This is a genomic window from Burkholderia sp. AU30198 (genome assembly GCF_020419825.1).
Lineage (GTDB): Bacteria > Pseudomonadota > Gammaproteobacteria > Burkholderiales > Burkholderiaceae > Burkholderia.
Window position 1 is genome coordinate 200,399 of record NZ_JAIZSA010000003.1, and the last position, 18,532, is coordinate 218,930.

General features: G+C 64.9%; 18 protein-coding genes and 1 tRNA gene. 10 read left to right on the forward strand and 9 right to left on the reverse strand.

Features of this window, described 5'->3' with window-relative positions; all coding sequences use genetic code 11:
- The first annotated feature begins 76 nt into the window (after positions 1 to 76).
- The 3 genes from LGN19_RS09795 (at position 77) to LGN19_RS09805 (ending at position 2,983) form a co-directional block, all read left to right on the forward strand.
- Positions 77 to 829: an alpha/beta fold hydrolase gene (locus LGN19_RS09795; protein ID WP_226214290.1), complete on the forward strand. Its 753-nt coding sequence runs from the start codon at positions 77 to 79 to the stop codon at positions 827 to 829.
- A 23-nt stretch (positions 830 to 852) separates the two neighbouring features.
- The gene (locus LGN19_RS09800; protein ID WP_174958264.1) at positions 853 to 1,278 is read left to right on the forward strand and encodes a nuclear transport factor 2 family protein; all 426 of its coding nucleotides are present in this window, start codon (positions 853 to 855) and stop codon (positions 1,276 to 1,278) included.
- A 517-nt stretch (positions 1,279 to 1,795) separates the two neighbouring features.
- Entirely contained in the window at positions 1,796 to 2,983 is a 1,188-nt protein-coding gene (locus LGN19_RS09805) for an OmpP1/FadL family transporter (RefSeq protein ID WP_226214292.1), read from the forward strand.
- Positions 2,984 to 3,211: 228 nt separating this feature from the next.
- Here LGN19_RS09805 and LGN19_RS09810 read toward each other — a convergent pair whose 3' ends face one another.
- From LGN19_RS09810 to LGN19_RS09830, 5 genes are all read right to left on the reverse strand, one after another.
- Positions 3,212 to 3,754 carry a MarR family winged helix-turn-helix transcriptional regulator gene (locus LGN19_RS09810; protein WP_226214294.1) on the reverse strand — a complete coding sequence of 181 codons (543 nt, stop codon included), beginning with the start codon at positions 3,752 to 3,754 and terminating at the stop codon, positions 3,212 to 3,214.
- A gap of 320 nt (positions 3,755 to 4,074) precedes the next feature.
- Positions 4,075 to 4,764 (reverse strand): DUF2848 domain-containing protein, encoded by a 690-nt coding sequence (locus LGN19_RS09815; RefSeq protein ID WP_174958266.1) that lies wholly within the window; start codon positions 4,762 to 4,764, stop codon positions 4,075 to 4,077.
- Positions 4,765 to 4,835: 71 nt separating this feature from the next.
- On the reverse strand, positions 4,836 to 5,222 hold the full coding sequence (locus tag LGN19_RS09820) for a hypothetical protein (protein ID WP_011356002.1): 387 nt from the start codon (positions 5,220 to 5,222) through the stop codon (positions 4,836 to 4,838).
- 48 nt (positions 5,223 to 5,270) lie between these two features.
- On the reverse strand, positions 5,271 to 6,749 hold the full coding sequence (locus tag LGN19_RS09825) for a 4-hydroxyphenylacetate 3-hydroxylase family protein (RefSeq protein WP_043178102.1): 1,479 nt from the start codon (positions 6,747 to 6,749) through the stop codon (positions 5,271 to 5,273).
- 36 nt (positions 6,750 to 6,785) lie between these two features.
- Complete coding sequence (locus LGN19_RS09830; RefSeq protein WP_226214296.1) at positions 6,786 to 7,334, reverse strand: flavin reductase family protein; 549 nt, start codon at positions 7,332 to 7,334, stop codon at positions 6,786 to 6,788.
- A 253-nt stretch (positions 7,335 to 7,587) separates the two neighbouring features.
- Between LGN19_RS09830 and LGN19_RS09835 the strand changes: the two genes are divergently transcribed.
- Positions 7,588 to 8,799 (forward strand): IscS subfamily cysteine desulfurase, encoded by a 1,212-nt coding sequence (locus tag LGN19_RS09835; protein ID WP_226214298.1) that lies wholly within the window; start codon positions 7,588 to 7,590, stop codon positions 8,797 to 8,799.
- A 58-nt stretch (positions 8,800 to 8,857) separates the two neighbouring features.
- On the opposite strand, the gene LGN19_RS09840 is transcribed toward LGN19_RS09835, so the two are convergent.
- On the reverse strand, positions 8,858 to 9,400 hold the full coding sequence (locus LGN19_RS09840) for a MarR family winged helix-turn-helix transcriptional regulator (RefSeq protein ID WP_043178107.1): 543 nt from the start codon (positions 9,398 to 9,400) through the stop codon (positions 8,858 to 8,860).
- Positions 9,401 to 9,528: 128 nt separating this feature from the next.
- On the opposite strand from LGN19_RS09840, the gene LGN19_RS09845 reads away from it, so the two are divergent.
- Complete coding sequence (locus tag LGN19_RS09845) at positions 9,529 to 10,113, forward strand: nuclear transport factor 2 family protein (protein ID WP_226214299.1); 585 nt, start codon at positions 9,529 to 9,531, stop codon at positions 10,111 to 10,113.
- Positions 10,114 to 10,151: 38 nt separating this feature from the next.
- Here the strand turns inward: LGN19_RS09845 and LGN19_RS09850 are convergent, their stop codons facing one another.
- Entirely contained in the window at positions 10,152 to 10,676 is a 525-nt protein-coding gene (locus LGN19_RS09850) for an SUKH-3 domain-containing protein (RefSeq protein ID WP_226214301.1), read from the reverse strand.
- Between the two features lie 73 nt (positions 10,677 to 10,749).
- Positions 10,750 to 12,375, reverse strand: a complete 1,626-nt coding sequence (gene rtcR / locus LGN19_RS09855) for an RNA repair transcriptional activator RtcR (RefSeq protein WP_226214303.1) — start codon at positions 12,373 to 12,375, stop codon at positions 10,750 to 10,752.
- Between the two features lie 339 nt (positions 12,376 to 12,714).
- Between rtcR and LGN19_RS09860 the strand changes: the two genes are divergently transcribed.
- The 5 genes from LGN19_RS09860 (at position 12,715) to LGN19_RS09880 (ending at position 17,759) form a co-directional block, all read left to right on the forward strand.
- Positions 12,715 to 12,787, forward strand: a tRNA-Phe gene (locus LGN19_RS09860).
- 258 nt (positions 12,788 to 13,045) lie between these two features.
- Positions 13,046 to 14,188, forward strand: a complete 1,143-nt coding sequence (locus LGN19_RS09865; protein ID WP_226214305.1) for a slipin family protein — start codon at positions 13,046 to 13,048, stop codon at positions 14,186 to 14,188.
- Positions 14,189 to 14,247: 59 nt separating this feature from the next.
- Positions 14,248 to 15,471 carry an RtcB family protein gene (locus LGN19_RS09870; RefSeq protein ID WP_122949723.1) on the forward strand — a complete coding sequence of 408 codons (1,224 nt, stop codon included), beginning with the start codon at positions 14,248 to 14,250 and terminating at the stop codon, positions 15,469 to 15,471.
- Positions 15,472 to 15,526: 55 nt separating this feature from the next.
- Positions 15,527 to 16,339, forward strand: a complete 813-nt coding sequence (locus tag LGN19_RS09875; protein WP_122949031.1) for a nucleotidyltransferase domain-containing protein — start codon at positions 15,527 to 15,529, stop codon at positions 16,337 to 16,339.
- A gap of 259 nt (positions 16,340 to 16,598) precedes the next feature.
- Positions 16,599 to 17,759: a DUF1176 domain-containing protein gene (locus LGN19_RS09880; protein WP_226214306.1), complete on the forward strand. Its 1,161-nt coding sequence runs from the start codon at positions 16,599 to 16,601 to the stop codon at positions 17,757 to 17,759.
- 9 nt (positions 17,760 to 17,768) lie between these two features.
- On the opposite strand, the gene LGN19_RS09885 is transcribed toward LGN19_RS09880, so the two are convergent.
- Positions 17,769 to 18,437 (reverse strand): O-methyltransferase, encoded by a 669-nt coding sequence (locus LGN19_RS09885; protein ID WP_226214308.1) that lies wholly within the window; start codon positions 18,435 to 18,437, stop codon positions 17,769 to 17,771.
- Between the last annotated feature and the right edge of the window lie 95 nt (positions 18,438 to 18,532).

The following is an 18,532-nucleotide window of genomic DNA, read 5'->3' on the forward strand; positions in this document are numbered from 1 at the left end:
TGAATCGTGGTGTGCTGAAGCAATCACATGCTTCCGCGCCATCACGAGCGAATTCAACGTGATGAGGAGCATGGCAATGAAACTCGATATCGAGACACTGGGCGACCACGGCGACCGAGTCGTGATGGTTCACGGCAGCCTGAACGACGGGCGAGCGGCCTTTTCGGAACAGCGTTCGCTAGCCGGGCGTTACAGGCTGGTCATCGTGAATCGACGCGGATACGGCAACAATCCGCCGGTCACCTGCGTCGATCCCGAAGCGGACGCCCAGGATATCGTCGAACTGCTGGAAGACGGCGCGCATGTGGTCGGCACGTCGATGGGCGGCGTTGTTTCAGCGCGTGCCGCGGCACTCGCGCCGGATCGTGTTCGTTCACTCACCCTCATCGAACCACCGGCATTTCCCAACGCGGCGGGCCATCCGGTCGTGGCCGAAGCATCGCTGGCGATGCAAAGGCACTGGGCCAGTTCATCGACGGAAAACGCCGCCACCTTCCTCGACGGATTTGCCGCCGCGCTGCAGATGCCTTTGCAACTGCCCTCACCGCTTCCGCCGGGGCTTACTGCGGCAACGACCAACCTGAAGACCGAGACACCGTGGGCAACCTACATTCCGCTCGCGCAGATCAAGCGCGCCCGGTTCCCGAAGTTGATCGTCTCGGGACAGTGCAGCCCGGTGTTCGAAGCCATCTGCGACACGCTGGCTGCTGAGCTGAGTGCCCAACGAGCAGTCTTTCCCGGCTCAACGCATGCAGTCCAGCGGATCGGCAAACCTTTCAACGATGTGCTCGAACAGTTCTGGCAAAGCGCTGCTCGTGCACCCGCCTGAAGCCACCCCCAAGGAGAATCAACATGACGTTATCGGCAGAAACCAAACTTGAAGTCCAGGAGGCCGTCGCGCGTGTCTATCAGGCGCTCGACGGTCACAACGCGCGCGCATGGGCCGAGTCCTTCACCCCGGACGGCAAGTTCGAAGCGATCTATGGCGCGTTCCACGGGCGCGCGGAAATCGAAGCATTCATTCAGAGCCATATCGACAAGGGAGCGGAGAACGGCGCGATGCATACGGTGACCAACTTCGTTGTTGAAGGCAGCAACGATGCGCCGGTGATTCATGGATACGTCGTGAAGTTCGGCATGGATCGGCGCCCCGTGGAGATCCTCGGTTGCGCGAAGCTGATCGGCCGGATGACACGGCAAGCCGGACGGTGGATGTTCGAGCACCTGACGTTGGCCATCACGCTTACGGCGCCTTCGCCCGCGATGCCGACCAAGTAGGCCGCCACGAATGTCGGATGGGTTGCTCCGCGCATGCCGCCTTGTGTCGGACATCGCTGGAGCAACAACGCGCCTCTGCTGGCATTTGCTCACGTCGGCACACCACGGCTCAAGCCTTCCGGCAACGACGCTGGCCTGCTTTCGATAGCGTCAAGCACCGGCGGTGCGCTGGATCGCACACGGGAGACACCCCCGCCACGCGAAATCGCACTCGGTCTCTGAGCGTGGCAACGCGTTCGCGATCCGGGTCGATCGTCTTCTCGATGCACCGCGTCGTGGCTTCCTGCCATGACTGAAACCGACATCCGCGTAGACGCCGTCGCGATGGGTGGAAATCGATAGTGATCGCTTTGTCGTGGCAAGGACCTTCTCAGCAGATCGATCACTCAGGAAATCCATCTCTTCGCCATGATTAGGATTACGTATTTAATCGCAAGAACAGCTTAACCCCATATCGACATAGCAAGACGCAACGCTATGGCAAACAGAACAAAAGCGACAACAGGACAAGTGAGACATGATGGAACAGCGTAAAGTCATTTCGCTGGCCGTGGCACTATCGGCGAGCGTGGCGAATGTGTGCATCGCCAGCACCGGAATCTATACGACCGGTTATGGCACCCGTGAGCAAGGAATGGGCGGCGTTGGCATCGCGACCGGAGAGTCGGCGCTGGCACCGGCAGAAAATCCTGCCGGCATCGCGTTTTCTGGCGATCGGGTGGAAATTGGCGGCGGTTTGTTCGCGATCCACGGCGGCGCACAAGTCAACGGAGCGACATACGACACGAGAACGGGCATCGTGCCGATGCCCGAATTCGGCTATGTCAAGTCGCTGTCTCCGTCGCTCGTGTTCGGGGTGGCATCCTGGGCATCGGGCGCATTGATGAGTTACCGAACACCATACGGCGGCATCCCGGGGAATTCGAACACGTTTGCGCAGGGCGTCTTCATGCACGTCGCGCCCACCATCGCGTATCGCTTCGGCGCGGAACGGAACCACGCGATTGCATTGTCCGTGGTCGGCGCACTGTCGACCATCGACGTCGAAGGTGTCGAGGCGCAGACCGGGCTACCGAACCAGGGTCGCGACTGGACGCCGGGATACGGCTTCAAGATCGGGTGGATGAGCCAGATCACGTCTCAGCTGTCGATGGGTGCGTTCTACGCATCGAAGATCCGGTACACGCCCTGGCACAAATACCGCGCGATCTTCCCTGACGGGGGCCGGTTCGACGAACCGGAGCAATACGGCATCGGCATCGCCTTCCGGCCGACGCCGAAGTGGCTGATCGGATTCGACTGGATTCGCTTCAACTACGGCGGTACGCACGTGCTCGGCAATCCGGTCACGTTCTCCGCGCCGCTCGGTGCGGAGAACGGTCCGGGGTTCGGCCTGGCCAATATCAACGCTTACCGCATCGGCGTGCAATACGACGTGACTGACACGCTCACGTTGCGGGGAGGTTTCGAGATCACGAATCAGCTCGTGACACCGGCGAATACGGCATTTACGTTCCTCGTTCCCATCACGCTCAATCGCACCTACACTGTCGGCGCGACTTATCGGATGAACAAGCAGTCGGAACTGTCATTCGCGTATGCCATCTCGCCGCGCGTGCAGGTGAACGGAACCGGCCTGAGTGCAGGGACCAACCCGTTTTTGCAAAACAACTACGTGGCGCTCACGTACACAAGGAAATTTTGACGGCAAACGACGCTAAAAAAACGAATGCACGAACAATGCACGGCCAGCGAGCCGTTGCATTGTTCATCGCGTGTGCGAGATGACCGGTGGAATGGGTGCGTATGAACCGATCGACCAAGGAGGTTGCAGAGGACACGGGTGACGCCAATGCGTCGCCACGCACATCCGATCCTGCCAACTGCGGCAGCGCGACCCGACAGCGCTTCGCCACCGGCATGCATGCGCGGGTCAGATCGTTCCCAAGTCTGCCAGATACTGATTCAGATCCAGCGTCGCCCGATCGCCATTGATCACAAGGCGGTCGACTAGCGAGCAAAGCACCTTGAATTCGGCAGATGTGATGCCTTCGAACAGCACGTTATTGATGTCCTGTTGCCGACGCGCAAGCCCCCGAAGCAGCGCTGAACCGGCGGACGTGATCGTCAACCGCGTGCTCCGCCTGTCCTCCGGACGGCGCTGTTTTTCGACCAGCCCGTATTTCCTGAGCTTGTCGGTTTCGATCGTGACGTACGCGACGCTGAGGTGCAACTGGTCCGCCAGACGATCCACCGTCACCGCGTCATCCGGCGAAAAATGGGCAATCGAGGTGAGCAACGCGTACTGGATGCCCGTCAGCCCAATCAATGAACCGAAACCGTCGCGCACCGACTGCAACCGTACCGCGAACGGCAACAGCCCGTTGACCAGGCAACGAAACGCGGCATCCGTCCCGTCAACCAGACACGCTCCGGTGGTGATGGACAGGATGCGCTCATCGTTCAGGTTCGCCATGGCAGCCACTCCTTGATGGCACATCATTTAGCTTTGTAGACTAGGTATATATCAAATCTTTTTTGATCGCCAGTGCCACTTGTTGGAGACTGCCAAACCTGGCGACCTCCTCCGTCGTGCCCGCAGACCGATCCATTCAAGCAAGGAAACGCCAACCGCTTGCGCGATCCTGTCGCACCGACGAGCGGTCGCGCGGCAGCGCCACTGCGAACGGAACCGGTGCCACGATGCTTCGTGGCCGCCGGGTCGCGCAGGCATCGTGCCCCGCGCAAAGATCATCGCGAACTGCCGCGCGTGATGGTGTTTTCGTCGAGAACGCGTCAGCCCGCGACAGGCAGCGTATCCACCGCATACGCGTGCCGGATCGTGCGGCCCAGCACCGGATCCTCCAGCTCGACCTCGAACCGCTCGGCCGGGCGAATACCGCCGATCGCCGCAAGCGTGCCGCACAGCATTGCGGTGCCGTCGACGAAGCGGCCGTCATGGCGTGCGAATTGCGCGAGCAGGTCGTCCGGTGCGCGCATCGCGGTCACCTTGCCTTCCTGGTACAGCACGCGCTCGCCGTCGATCGTCGCGTACGCGCGCAGCACGAGCTGATCCCAGTGCCCGGCCACGTCGTCGAACTTCCACAGCGTGTTCGCGCACGGCTTGCCGCACATCTGCTTCGACACCGTGATCCCGTAGGTCTCGACCTCGCGGTCGGTGTGATCGGACGCGATGCCGACGAAGGTCTCGCCGCCGTCGCGCACCAGCACGAACTCCGCTTCGCCGCTGCTCTGCCCGCCCGATACCTGGATCGCGGGCGCCGGATCGAGACGATCGGCCGCGACGCGGTAGAACACTGGCGTCGTCGCCGGGCGCTTGACGCCGAGCTCCTCCAGCTCGCGGATGTGCTTCTCCATGGCGACCGTGTCGCGGCCCGTCCAGCCCGCGATCACGAGCGTGTCGATCGCGATCGCGCGCTCGGTGCGGCCGTCGCGACCGTCGATCGCGAACGTGATGGTTTTCATCGAATGCTCCTCGTGGCGGGCAGCGCACGCAGGATGCGCCGCGCCCGCCGTATGTCATGGATCGGCCGCGCTTACGCCGGGTCGTAGTAGTGGATCTCGAGCAGCACGCAGCCGCCGTTCGACTTGAACGGGCCGTGCCATGCGCCGGGCGGACGCACCGCATACGTATAGCCCTTGAACGGCGTGCCGCCGTTGCCGTGCTCGTCGTTGCCGACGGTCAGATCGCCCTCGACGAGAAACACCTCTTCCCAATAGTCGTGGACGAACGGCTTCTTCGTGTGCAGCCCGGCCGGCAGGCGCAACAGGCGCGTGCGGCTGCCGCGCTTGCGCTCGGTGTCGAGCGCGCCGGACAGGATCAGTTCCTGCGCGCCGGATGCCGGGTCATAACCTTCCGGCAGCCGCCAGTCGCGCTGCATGTCCAGCGTATGGAATTCGTCGTGAAGCTTGTTGATGGCCATCTGTCTCTCCTGTAGCGATAGCGGGTCAGTCGGGCGCGATGCGACGCATCAGGCGGCGCGCGGCGTCGACAGTTCCTGGTTCAGTGAATAGCTGCCGAGCATCGAATCGACCAGATGCGATGCGCGCTGCCAGTCGTACGTGCGATACGCGTGCCCTTTCGTGACGAACGACGCGCCGGCATAGAACAGTTCGTACTGGTTGTGGCGCGATGCGAATTCGGAGCCGACCGCGTCCCACGCGAGCTTGAAGAACTTCACGCGCTCCTCGGACGAGCACACCGGCGACTTCTGCGTCTTCTCGATGATGCGCAGCAGGTCGGGGTTCTCGAAGTCGCGCACGCTGGACGGCAGCATGATCATTCCGCCGCCGGCGAGCTCGCGCAGCGTGTTGAGCACCTTCGAATAGAGCTGCTGCGTGACGACCTGCGAGCCGTACAGCATGTTGCGGTCGGGCACGTAGAAGCCGTTGACGACGGTGCCCTTCGCTTCCATCCCGTAGACCCACGCCTCGACCATCGACGCTTCGGCCGCGAGCTGGCCCAGCGTTTCGCGCACCTGCGGGAACGCATTGGTGCCGTTGACCTCGGAGATCTTCAGGCCGAGCCCGACGAGAAAGCGCAGCTTCGTCATCAGCCGCACCTGGCATTGGTAGTTCTGGTACACGTGCGCGGGCGTCGCGTGGAACTGCTTCGCGCACATCGCCGGGTTGCCGGCGACGAAGATCCGTTCCCACGGCACCTTCACATCGTCGAAATACAGCACCGCGTCGTTCTCGTCGAAGCGGCTCGACAGCGGGTTGTCGAACACCGACGTCGCGTTCTCCTCGTACGACTTGCGCGACAGGATCTTCATGCCCTTCGCGTTCATCGGCACCGCGAACGACAGCGCATACATCTCGTCGCCTTCGCGCAGCGGCTGGATGCAGCTGCAGAACACTTCGTTCGCCATGATCCCGCTCGTCGCAAGCATCTTCGCACCGCGCACCGTGATGCCTTCCGCATCCTGATCGACGATGCCGACCGCAAGATACTTGTCCTCCTGCTCGTGCGCCGCCTTCGACTGGTTCGCCTGCGGATTCACGATCACGTAGGTCAGGAACAGGTCGTTGTCGCGCGCATAGCGGTAGTAGTCGCGCAGCGCGCCCGCGCGCGCCGGATCGTATTGCTCGAATACGTCCGCGCCCATATACATCCCCGACAGGCACGACGCGACATGGTCAGGCGAGCGGCCCATGAAGCCGTAATGCAGCTCCGACCACGCTTCCATCGCGGCACGGCGTTCGACGAGTTCGTCGTAGGACGTCGGCAGTTGCCAGATCCGGCTGACGCGGTTGCCCGTATCGGGCGAGACGAACGTCATCTTCTCGACGTTCTCGTCGCGCGCCTGATAGTCGTACAGGCTCGCGTAGCTGCGGATCGAATTGCGGAATGCCGCGTGCGCGGTCACGTCGCCGACCGGCTGGCCGTTCAGATAGACCTGCCGCCCGTCGCGCAGCGACGCGATGTGCTGAGTCCCGTTCTTGATCATGATGTCCTCCTGGGTGGAATGAAGCGTGGATTGCATTCAGGCAGACGGCGCATGCACGCCGTCGAGCGTGCGGTAGCGACCGCCGAAGAAGATCAGCGGGCGCCCTTCCGAGCGCGCGCAATGCCGCGTCACGCGGCCGACGAAGATCACGTGATCGCCACCGTCGTATTGCGCATACGGTTCGCATTCGAACGTCGCGAGCGCATCGGGCAGCAGCACCGCGCCGTCGTCATCGGCCGCGTCGGCACGCCAGCCCCACTTGTCGCCGTTCGCTTTCGCGAAGCAGTTCGACAGGTGCTGCTGCGTCTCGTCGAGCACGTTGACCGCATAGCCGCCCGCGCCGGCCAGATCGCCGAGGCTCAGGCTGCGACGGTCGACCGAGAACAGGATCAGCGGCGGATCCAGCGATACCGCATTGAACGACGCGACCGTGATACCGATCGGCATCCCCTCTTTGCGCGGAGCGGTAATCACCGCGACGCCCGTCGCGAACATCGACAGCGCAGTGCGAAAGCGCCGCTGCGCGTCGGCACCTGCTCCGGTTCCGGCATGGTTCTCGCTCATCTCGTCCTCCTTGGGTTGCATCGCTGGATTCCGCTGCGGAATCCAGCCCAACAAAGCACCGTTATTTAGCTTTGTTATTTAGCTTTTATTAAATGTAAACACAAAGGCGGGTTCAAGTTGTCGTAAACCCTGACCTTGAAAGCTTTGTTTGAAAGACAACCCTACTGGCGTGATGGATGTTGCGCGGCACCCGCGAATGTCCACGTACACTGCGGCTACCCTATTCCCCGGGCGTTGCGCACCGCGGGAGACACCGCTTTCCGGAGCCGCTTCGATGCAATCCCGTCCGATCTACATGGACTACAGCGCGACGACGCCCGTCGATCCGCGCGTGGTCGACAAAATGGTGCCGTTCCTGCACGAGCAGTTCGGCAATCCGGCTTCACGCAGCCACAGCTACGGCTGGGATGCCGAGCAGGCCGTCGAGGAAGCGCGCGCACACGTCGCGGCGCTGCTCGGCGCCGATCCGCGCGAAATCGTGTGGACCTCCGGCGCGACCGAGGGCAACAACCTCGCGATCAAGGGCGCCGCGCACTTCTACCAGGGCAAGGGCAAGCACCTCGTCACGGTGAAGACCGAGCACAAGGCCGTGCTCGATACGTGCCGCGAACTCGAACGCCAGGGCTTCGACGTCACGTACCTCGACGTGCGGGAAGACGGCTTGCTCGATCTCGATGCCGTAAAGCAGGCGCTGCGCGCCGACACGATCCTGGTGTCGGTGATGCTCGCGAACAATGAAACGGGCGTGATCCAGCCCGTCGCCGAGATCGGCGCGCTGTGCCGCGCGCGCGGCATCGTGTTCCACTGCGATGCCGTGCAGGCGGCCGGCAAGATTCCGGTCGACGTGAATGCGTTGAACGTCGACCTGCTGACGGTGACCGCGCACAAGGTCTACGGCCCGAAGGGGATCGGCGCGCTGTACGTGCGCCGCAAGCCGCGCGTGCGGATCGAAGCGCAGATGCACGGTGGCGGCCATGAGCGCGGGATGCGCTCGGGCACGCAGCCGACGCACCAGATCGTCGGGATGGGCGAGGCGTTCCGGCTCGCGAAGAAAGAGATGGGGGAGGAAAGCCGCCGCGTCGGCGCATTGCGCGACCGGTTGCTGGCCGGCCTGTCGACGCTCGACGAGGTTTACGTGAACGGCGATCTCACCCGCCGGATTCCGCACAACCTGAACGTCAGCTTCAATTTCGTCGAAGGCGAATCGCTGATCATGGGGATCAAGGGAGTCGCGGTATCGTCAGGCTCCGCGTGCACGTCGGCATCGCTGGAGCCGTCGTACGTGCTGCGCGCGCTGGGCCGCAGCGACGAGCTCGCGCACAGCTCGATCCGCTTCACGCTCGGCCGCTTCACGACCGAAGCCGAAGTGGACAGCGTGATCGCGCAGGTGCGCGACACGGTCGGCAAGCTGCGTGAGCTGAGCCCGCTGTGGGACATGCATCTCGAAGGGGTCGACCTGAATACGATCGAGTGGGCCGCGCACTGAGCGTGGCCCAAGCGTCAGGCCGGCCGGCGATCGCGGGCGGGCCTGCGGCTCGCGTGCGTCAGCCTTTTTCCTGGCGCGCGATCAGGTGCGCGAGATCGAGCGTCGCGCGGTCGCCGTTGGTGACGAGGCGGTCGATCACCGAGCAGAGTGCCTTGAATTCGGTCTTCGTCACACCTTCGAACAGCACGTTGTTGATGCGCTGCTGCGTATCGGCGAGCGCCTTCAGCAGCTTCGAACCGGCCGGCGTGACCGTGAGCCGCATCTTGCGCTTGTCGTCGGGATCCGAACGTTTGTCGATCAGGCCGAGCTTCTTCAGCTTGCCGGTCTCGATCGTGACGAAGGCGCCGCTCAGGTGCAGGTGATCGGCGAGGCGGTTGACGGTCACGACGTCGTCGTGCGACAGATGCGCGACCGATACGAGCAGCGAATACTGGATGCCGGTGAGGCCCATCAGCGAGCCGAAACCGTCGCGCACCGACAGCAGGCGGGCCGCGAACGGCAGCAGCCCGTTGATCAGATGGCGAAATTCCGTGTCCGTGCCATCGATCAGGCAGGCCGGGTTGGTAATGGTCAGAACGGACTCCTCTTGCTGCTTGGCCATGACTTCGACGCTCCGTACGGTCATGCGAATTTAGCTTTGAAACGAAATTATACGACAAAGGCACATACGCCCACGGCCAAGGCCGGCCGGCGCATGCGGCCCGATTTCCCGATACAGGAGGCTCGCTCATGCCCTACCCGCTTCATCCCGCAACGGTTCGCGCGCTGCTCGAGTGCTATCTGCGCGCGAAGGACCTGAACCGGCCCGCGCTGATCGCCGACTGCTTCGCGGCCGATGCCGAGCTGAGCTTTTCGCTCGCGAACGACGATATCGATTTTCCGCCGCGCGTGACGGGTGCGGCCGCGATTGCACGCACGCTGGTCGAGGATTTCGGCGAGCGGTTCGAGCGCTGCCGGACGTATTACGTTTGCACGGAACCCGAGGTCGACCCACACGGCGTCAGCGCGATGTCGTGGCTCGTCGTGATGCGGCAGAAGGACAACGGCGCGTTGCGGATCGGGCATGGCACGTACCGCTGGCAGTTCGCGGGCAACGACGACGAAGCCGCTCGGATCGCCGCGCTGCATATTCATATCGCACGGATGGATACGATCGACGATCCGCGATCGGCGAAACTCGATGCGCTGCACGCGGCGTTCGGGTATCCGTGGCTGCCGGCGCACGCGTTCGCGCGCGGGCTCGCGGATGTCGCGGCAGCGCAACCGGACTGGGCATTCCTGGCGCCGTTCCGGCAGGCAGCCGCGGCCGGTTGAAGCACGGCCGGCCGCGCAAGCGCATCACGGCACGGGCGCTAACCGTCGCGCCCGGCGAGAAGCTGCGCGGCCGTCATCACGCGCGGATCGTCGCTCGTCAGATCCTCGCCGTAATAGGCAATCGTCGCGCGATCGTCGAGCACTAGCGGAATCGCGACCCGCCCGCACAACGTCCGCTCGACCGCTTCGCCGAACGTGAATCCGCACAGATACACGCCATCGACCACGCAATTGGTCGCGAACACACGCCCCTGCGCATCGACATAAAACTCGACGTAGCCGAGATCGTCCTCGGCAATACCGATCATCGTCGTCCCGAGCGCCTGTTCCCACGCGGCAATCTGGCGATCCTTGCGCGCCAGCGCATGAAACGCGATCCCCATCCGCGCGCAGGTTTCCCCGCGGCGATCGGCGCGATCCGTTCCCACGATCAACCCGTCGAACGCGCGCAGAATCGCATTGCCCGGATGGTCGTCAGCGCGTGACGACACGCGGCCATCGGCATCGCCGCGCCAACCGGCTGCGACGAACAGCGGCCTGACAGTCGACGGAATCTCGATCACGACAACGCTCCTGAAGTTTTCACACGCGATACCGCACGCACAATGCCTCGACAGCATGACGCGCACGGGCCCATCACCGCACCCCATCGAGCGCCTGCCGCACGCCGTCCCAATCCAGCCCGAACCGCGCGAGATACTTGCGCAACCGGTCCGCATCGTTCGGTTGCTTCTTGCTCTGCCGCGATACCGCGAACAGCATGCGTCCGGCTTCCGACAGGCTAGCCGATGCGCGGCACACGTCGAGCACGCGTTCGAGCTGCGCACGGTCGAACAGGTCGAGTTCCGCCGCACGGGCACCAAACACCGCATCGACGCAAGCATCGGACGCACCCGCGCCGCCCGGGCCCGGCGACGACCACGTGCGCGTCAGCCGTTCGACTTCCTGCTCGGCAAGCGCCTCGGTGATCCGCCCCGCATCGGCTAGCGTCGCCATCCGCGTGACCGACGCGGACAGCTCGCGGAAGTTGCCGGCCCACGCCGCGCGCGCCGATGCGGCGAACGCGAGATAGCGCCGCTTCGCCTCGACGTTGAACCGCACCTGCTCGCCCTGCTCGCGGCCGAAACGGTCGAGCTCGAATTCGAGGTTCGGCTCGATATCCTCGCGGCGCTCGGCCAGCCCCGGCAATTCGTATGTCCACAGGTTGATCCGCGCATAGAGATCCTCGCGGAACGTGCCGGCCGCCACCATCTGCCGCAAGTCGCGGTGCGTGCCCGCGATCAGCTCGAAATCGCTGGTCGCCTCGACATCCGCGCCGACCGGCAGGAAACGCTTCTCCTCGATCGCCTTCAGCAGCATCGCCTGTTCGTCGAGCCCGAGTTCGCCGATCTCGTCGAGAAACAGCAGGCCGCCGTCCGCCGCGCGCAGCAGCCCGGCCCGCGCCGACTGCGCGCCGGTGAACGCGCCCTTCACGTGACCGAACAGCGTCGACATCGCCGCGTCGCCGCGCAGCGTCGCGCAGTTGATCTCGATGAACGGCCCCGCGAGCCGATGGCGGCCGCGCTTCAGCTCGTACACGCGCTTCGCGAGAAACGACTTGCCGGCGCCCGTCGGCCCGACCAGCAGCATCGGCGCGCGCGAACGCACGGCCACGCGCTCCAGTTGCTCGATCAGCGCGTTGAAGCGCGCGTTGCGGGTCGCAATGCCGGCCTTCAGGAACGACACCGTTTCGTCGCGCTCGCGCGTGAAGCGCTGCGCGATCCGGTTGTAGCGCGACAGGTCGAGATCGATCACCGATATCGTGCCCGGCCCGCTCGGCCCCTCGTCGGTCTGCTTCGGCGGCCCCGTCTGCACGAGTCGCGCGGGCAGGTAGCGCGCTTCCGCCAGCAGGAACCAGCAGATCTGCGCGACGTGCGTGCCGGTCGTGATGTGGATCAGGTAATCCTCGTGCTCGAGGTCGAACGGATACGCACGCGCGTAGTCATGCAGCGTCGCATAGACCTCCTCGAAATCCCACGGGTCGTGGAGCGTGACCGGCGTGAGCCGCACGTCGGTCTGCGGCGACAGTCGCGCGAGATCGTCCCGCACCTGGTTGGCGAGACGCGTGTAGTCCAGCGAATGCAGCAGTTCGAGCCGGTCAATCGGCAGCTCGGGCTGCTCGCACAGCGAAATCGTCGGCCGCCATTTGCGGTAACGGCGCGGCGCGCGGCCGCCCTGGTCGAGCACGGTGCCGAGAAAGCCGATGGCGACAGTCTTTCGCATGTTTATCTCATGGGATAAGAAGCGATCCGATTGTATCGGATTTTCACGATGACGCGATGCGGGAAGCATCGGCACCCAACCTCCCAAAACAAATAAATCCTCTTTATTTTCAATCGCTTAAAAAAACATTCAAAGCACAAACGCGCCCGCTGGCACGCTCCTCGCTAAATAGAGAGCGCCGGATGTCCCGCTGGCCCGCGAGCCAGGGTTCAACAAGCCCTGCTGGTGCGCCGCCGCCGAACCCAGTTCGTTGCGGCAGCGCATGCCGCCATGGACAGATGAAGGCAAACGGGCGCGCGCCAGGATGCTTCGTCCGGGTTCGAATCCCGGGGCGCCCATTGTTCGGAAGCTCAGCCAGGTGGAGCAGCCGGCGAAAGCCGGCCGGTGGCGGGTTCGAATCCCGTCCGAACGCTGTCCGCAAGGACAGTCTCTTGATAGAAGCAGTACCCGCCGGTGCGGGCCGCAAGGCCCGCCGCGCGTCGGACCGGTTGCGGATCCGCGCGATCGGCCGGACGGCCGCACGGCCCGCGCGAAGGCGCACGACGACGCGATGCAGGATGCGTCACCGTACCCTTCGGCGCCGGGCCAGCGCGCCGCCCGCCCGATTGCGTCGCCCCGCGATCCGCACGATGCGTGTCACCCGGCGGCCATTGAAGAAAAGGACAAGAATATGTGGATGCGACATGTCGTGAAAAAGAACGAACGCGCGCTGCTGATGAATGAGGGCGATTTCGTGAAGGTGCTCGAACCGGGTGTGTTCAAGGCCTTCGATCCGCTCAAGCGGCTGTCGGTGCAGACCGCGCGTCTCGACGCGCCGCTCGCCGATGCGGCACTGGCCGACTACCTGCGTCACGACGCACCGGACGTGCTCGCCCGGCACTTCGTCGCGATGGATCTCGCCGACGATGAAGCGGGCCTGCGCTACGAAGACGACGTGCTCGTCGAGATCCTGGCGCCGGGCACGCGCCGGCTGTACTGGCGCGGCCTGGCCACGCATCGTCTCGAACGCGTCGATCTCGCGCAGGACAGCATGCTGCCGGCCGCGCTCGTGAAGCGCATCGCGCAACCGGCGCTGCGTGCGCGCGGCGTGGCGGGCCTGGCGGGCGTGCTGCTGGCGCAGGTGCCGGCGTACCACGTCGGCGTGCTGAAGATCGACGGCAAGATCGAGCGGTTGCTGGACGCGGGTACTGCGGCGTTCTGGCGCTTCAACCGCGACGTCACGGTCGAACTCGTCGACCTGCGTTTGCAGGCGATCGAAGTCGGCGGGCAGGAAATCCTGACGCGCGACAAGGTCGCGCTGCGGCTGAACCTGTCGGCGACGTGGTGCTATGCGGACGTGCTGCATGCGTTCGGCCAGTTGCAGAAGCCGGTCGAACACCTGTATCGCGAGCTGCAGTTCGCGCTGCGATCGGCAGTCGGCACGCGTTCGCTCGACGAGCTGCTGGAAGACAAGCAGTCGATCGACGACGTCGTGATCACCCAGGTGCGTGCACGCCTCGGTCATTCTGGCGTGGAGGTGCGCAGCGTCGGCGTGAAGGATATCGTGCTGCCGGGCGACATGAAGACGATCCTCGCACAGGTGGTTGAAGCAGAAAAGTCCGCGCAGGCGAACGTGATTCGCCGCCGCGAGGAAACCGCGGCCACGCGTTCGCTGCTGAACACCGCGAAGGTGATGGAAGAAAACCCGACCGCGCTGCGGCTCAAGGAGCTGGAAACGCTCGAGCGCGTCGCGGAACGGATCGACCACATCTCGGTGTTCGGCGGTCTCGACCAGGTGCTGAACGGACTCGTCAGCATCAAGGGTGCGCAATGAATGATCGGGCACGGCGCACGGGCGTCGTGCCCGATGAACGAAGCAGCAAGGTGATGAACATGAGTGATATGGATTACCAGGTGATGGAACTGGCCAACGGCAAGCCGGTGAAGATGTGGACGCAAGGCGTCGCCGTTGAAGACGAAGCGCGCGCGCAACTGCGCAACACCGCGCAGATGCCGTTCATCTTCAGCCACGTCGCGGTGATGCCGGACGTCCACCTCGGCAAGGGCTCGACGATCGGCAGCGTGATCCCGACGAAAGGCGCGATCATTCCGGCCGCGGTCGGCGTCGACATCGGCTGCGGGATGATGGCCGCACGCACGACGCTGACGGCGTCCGACCTGCCGGATTCGCTCGCGGGCCTGCGCAGCGCGATCGAACGCGCGGTGCCGCACGGCCGCGCGCCGGGTCGCCGCGATCCGGGCGCATGGGGCGACCGCACGCCGGCCGCCGTGACCGAATCGTGGAAGTCGCTGCAACCGGGCTTCCAGCGGATCGTCGACAAGTATCCGAAGCTGGAAAAGACGAACCACTACGCGCATCTCGGCACGCTCGGCACCGGCAACCACTTCATCGAAGTGTGCGTCGATGAAGCGGACCACGTGTGGTTCATGCTGCACAGCGGCTCGCGCGGCGTCGGCAATGCGATCGGCAGCCTGTTCATCGAACTCGCGCAGGCCGACATGCGGCAGCACATCGCGAACCTGCCGGATCGCAACCTCGCGTATTTCACCGAGGGCAGCCGGCACTTCGACGATTACGTCGAAGCGGTCGGCTGGGCGCAGGACTACGCGCGCCGCAACCGGCAGGCCATGATGGATGCGGTGATCGGCGCGGCGCGCAGCGTGATCGTGAAGCCGTTCTCGGTCGACGAACACGCGGTGAACTGCCACCACAACTACGTGCAGCGCGAACGCCACTTCGGCGAAGACGTGCTCGTGACGCGCAAGGGCGCGGTGTCCGCGCAGAAGGGGCAACTCGGGATCATTCCGGGCTCGATGGGGGCGAAGAGCTTCATCGTGCGCGGGCTCGGCAACCCGGAAAGCTTCTGCTCGTGCAGCCACGGTGCAGGCCGGACGATGAGCCGTACCGAAGCGAAGCGCCGCTTCACGGTTGACGACCAGGTGAAGGCAACCCAGGGCGTCGAATGCCGGAAGGACGCGGGCGTCGTCGACGAAATCCCGATGGCCTACAAGGACATCGACGCGGTGATGGCAGCCCAGCGCAGCCTCGTCGAAGTGGTGCATACGCTGCGCCAGGTGGTGTGCGTGAAAGGGTAGCGCGGTGCGCGGCCGATGGCCGGCGGCCGCGCACAACGAAAGGGAAGCAACAAGAATGAAAACGGAAAAATTGACGACCGTGCGCAGCGCGCACCCGGTCGACCCGGCCGTGCGGGCGCGCGTGATGGCGGAGCTCGCGGAAGTCGAGCGCCGCCACGACGTGAGCGTGCTGTTCGCGTGTGAATCGGGCAGCCGCGGCTGGGGGTTTGCATCACCCGACAGCGACTACGACGTGCGTTTCGTGTATGCGCATCGGCGCGATTGGTACCTGAGCGTCGAACCGCAACGCGACGTGATCGAGCGGCCGCTCGACGACGAGCTCGACGTCAGCGGCTGGGAGTTGCGCAAGGCGCTGCAACTGCTGCGCCGCTCGAACCCGACGCTGCTCGAATGGCTCGACTCGCCGGTCGTGTATCGCGAAGACGCGCGCTGGGCGCCGCGGCTCAGGTCGCTGGCGTCGGCGTTCTTCTCGCCGGTGCGCGGGCGTCACCACTACCTCGCGATGGCGAAGAAGAACTTTCGCGGCTATCTGCAAGGCGACACGGTGCGTTACAAGAAGTACCTGTACGTACTGCGGCCGTTGCTCGCGGTGCGCTGGATCGACTCGGGGCTCGGCATGCCGCCGATGCGCTTCGTGGATCTCGTCGACGGCACCGTGCATGAGCCGGCGGTGCGCGCGGAGCTCGACGCGTTGCTCGCGCTGAAGATGAGCGCGAACGAAAGCGAATACGGGCCACGCCGGCCGGCAATCCACGCGCTCGTCGAGACGATGCTCGCCGATGCCGAGCACGATCGCGAATACAAGCGGCCGTGGGGCGACGTGGCGATGCTCGACACGTTCCTGCGCGACGTAGTCGACGGTCGATGACAGTTGAACGGTGCGATGCCTGCGGGCTTCGCGCCGTTTTTTTTACCCGCACTTGTCCGACCCATGCCGGCGAGCAACGTCCGTGCCCGCACACTACGCGTCGTCGTCGCGATCGCAGCGTATTGCGGCGGTATACTCGATGCCGTTCGGTAACGCGCGCCGCCGCATGCGCCGCAGCCCTCGACCTGCCCCGCTTGCTGACGATGCGCTTGCAGTCCGACGTCTTCCGCCCGCCCATCCACAGCCGATCCGAACCGTCATGTCGCACCGCCTTTCGCTCGCCATCGCCGCCCTCCTCGCCGTTTCCCCGATCGTTGCCCAGGCTCGCCCGCTCGCGCGGCCGCCGGTCGAGCGCAACTTCAAGAACTGGTCGGTCGTCTGCGACAACGGCAACCGTTGCATTGCCGAAAGCCACACGGACGATATTGACGACGCACGCACGCGCGTCATCCTGCGCGTGACGCGCGATGCCGGCCCGGACGGCCAAGCATGGCTCGACCTCTACGCGACGGTGCCGCTGGACCTGCGCACCGCACGCGTCGACGGCCGGCCGTTCGATGCGGCTCCCGCTCAATGGCGGGCGTCCGGCGACAAGAATGACGACGCGCCCTCGTTCTGGACGCGTGCCCGGATGCGAACCAGCGATCCGGCAACGGTTGCCACCTGGCTCGCCGCATTGCGCAACGGGCAACTGCTGAGCTTCGGCGATCCCGCGTCGGCGCATACCGCCCGCACGCCGTTGTCGGGATTGAGCGCCGCGCTGCTGCTGATCGACGACACGCAGGGCCGCGTCGGCACGGTCACGGCGCTGCTGCGCCCCGGCACCCGGCCCGCGTCGTCGGTGCCGGCCGCACCGGTACTACCGCCCGCCGTCGTGCCGGCGCCGATCCCGGCCGCCGCCGTGTCGGCCGCCGAACAGGGCCCGCTCGTCGACGCGGTGCTCGCGAAATTCGGCAGCGACGTGAAACAATGTGCGACCGACGTCGAAGACGAAATGTCCGCCAGCGATCGCAGGAAGGCGTCGTCCGCCTTCGCGATCTCCGCCGACGAGGCGCTCGTCTCGATTCCGTGCCAGACCAGCAGCCTGTATAACCACACCGACCTGTGGTATCGCGTGCGACGCGCGGCACCGTTCACGCCGACGGCGATGAATTTCGGCGAGAACGCGAATGCGGGACTCGATTCGGCGTCGTTCGCGAACGAACTGACCGACGCCGGCTACGCCACGATCGGCGCGATGCTGTCGAGCAAGGTCAGGCTGCGCAGTGCCGGCGATTGCGGCTCGACCGCAACGTGGATCTTCGACGGCCGGCACTTCATGCTCAGCGATATCGCCACGCACGGCACCTGCAACGGCCTGTACGACGATCAGTGGCCACGCCTGTATCGACGGGCCGACGCGGCAGCCAGCCCGCGCTGACGCACCCCGTTACGCGCCGACGATCGAGATCGAGAACCCGTCCCAGCCCTTCTGCCCGACCGTCTGCACGGCCGTGGTCGTGACGTTCGGGGCGGCCACGAGACGCGCGAACCCGTCGCGCACGCCGACCACGTCGGGCTCGCGATTGTCCGGATCAGCTACGCGCCCGCCGCGCACGACGTTGTCGACGACGATCACCGTGCCCGGCCGCGACAGCTTCAGCGCCGCGTCGAGATAGACCGGGTTGTTGTCCTTGTCCGCATCGATGAAGATGAAATCGAACGGCGCGCCACCCGCGTCGATGAGCCGTGCGAGGCTGTCCTTCGCGCTGCCCACCACCACCGTCACGGCCTCCGCGAACCCGGCACGCGCGATGTTCTGCGTCGCGACCTTCGCGTGTTCAGGGTTCAGTTCGAGCGTCACGAGCGTGCCACCCGGCGGCAACGCGCGCGCGAGCCAGATCGTGCTGTAGCCGCCGAGCGTGCCGACCTCGAGGATCCGGCGCGCGCCGCGGATCGTCGCGAGCACCTGCAGCAGCTTGCCCTGGTTCGGCGCGACGTTGATCGCGGGCAGCCCGGCCGCGTCGCTCGCCGCCAGCGCGGCGTCGAGTGCGTCGTCGGACGGCACGAGCGTCGCGGAGAAATACGCATCCACCTGGTTCCAATGATCCTGGTTCATCGTGTACCCCTTGTGTGCGGAAGAAGGCATTTTATGCACCGCGCCGCCATAAGCAACAAACCATTCGTTCTAAGGACAGCCGCGCGCGTGCTCCT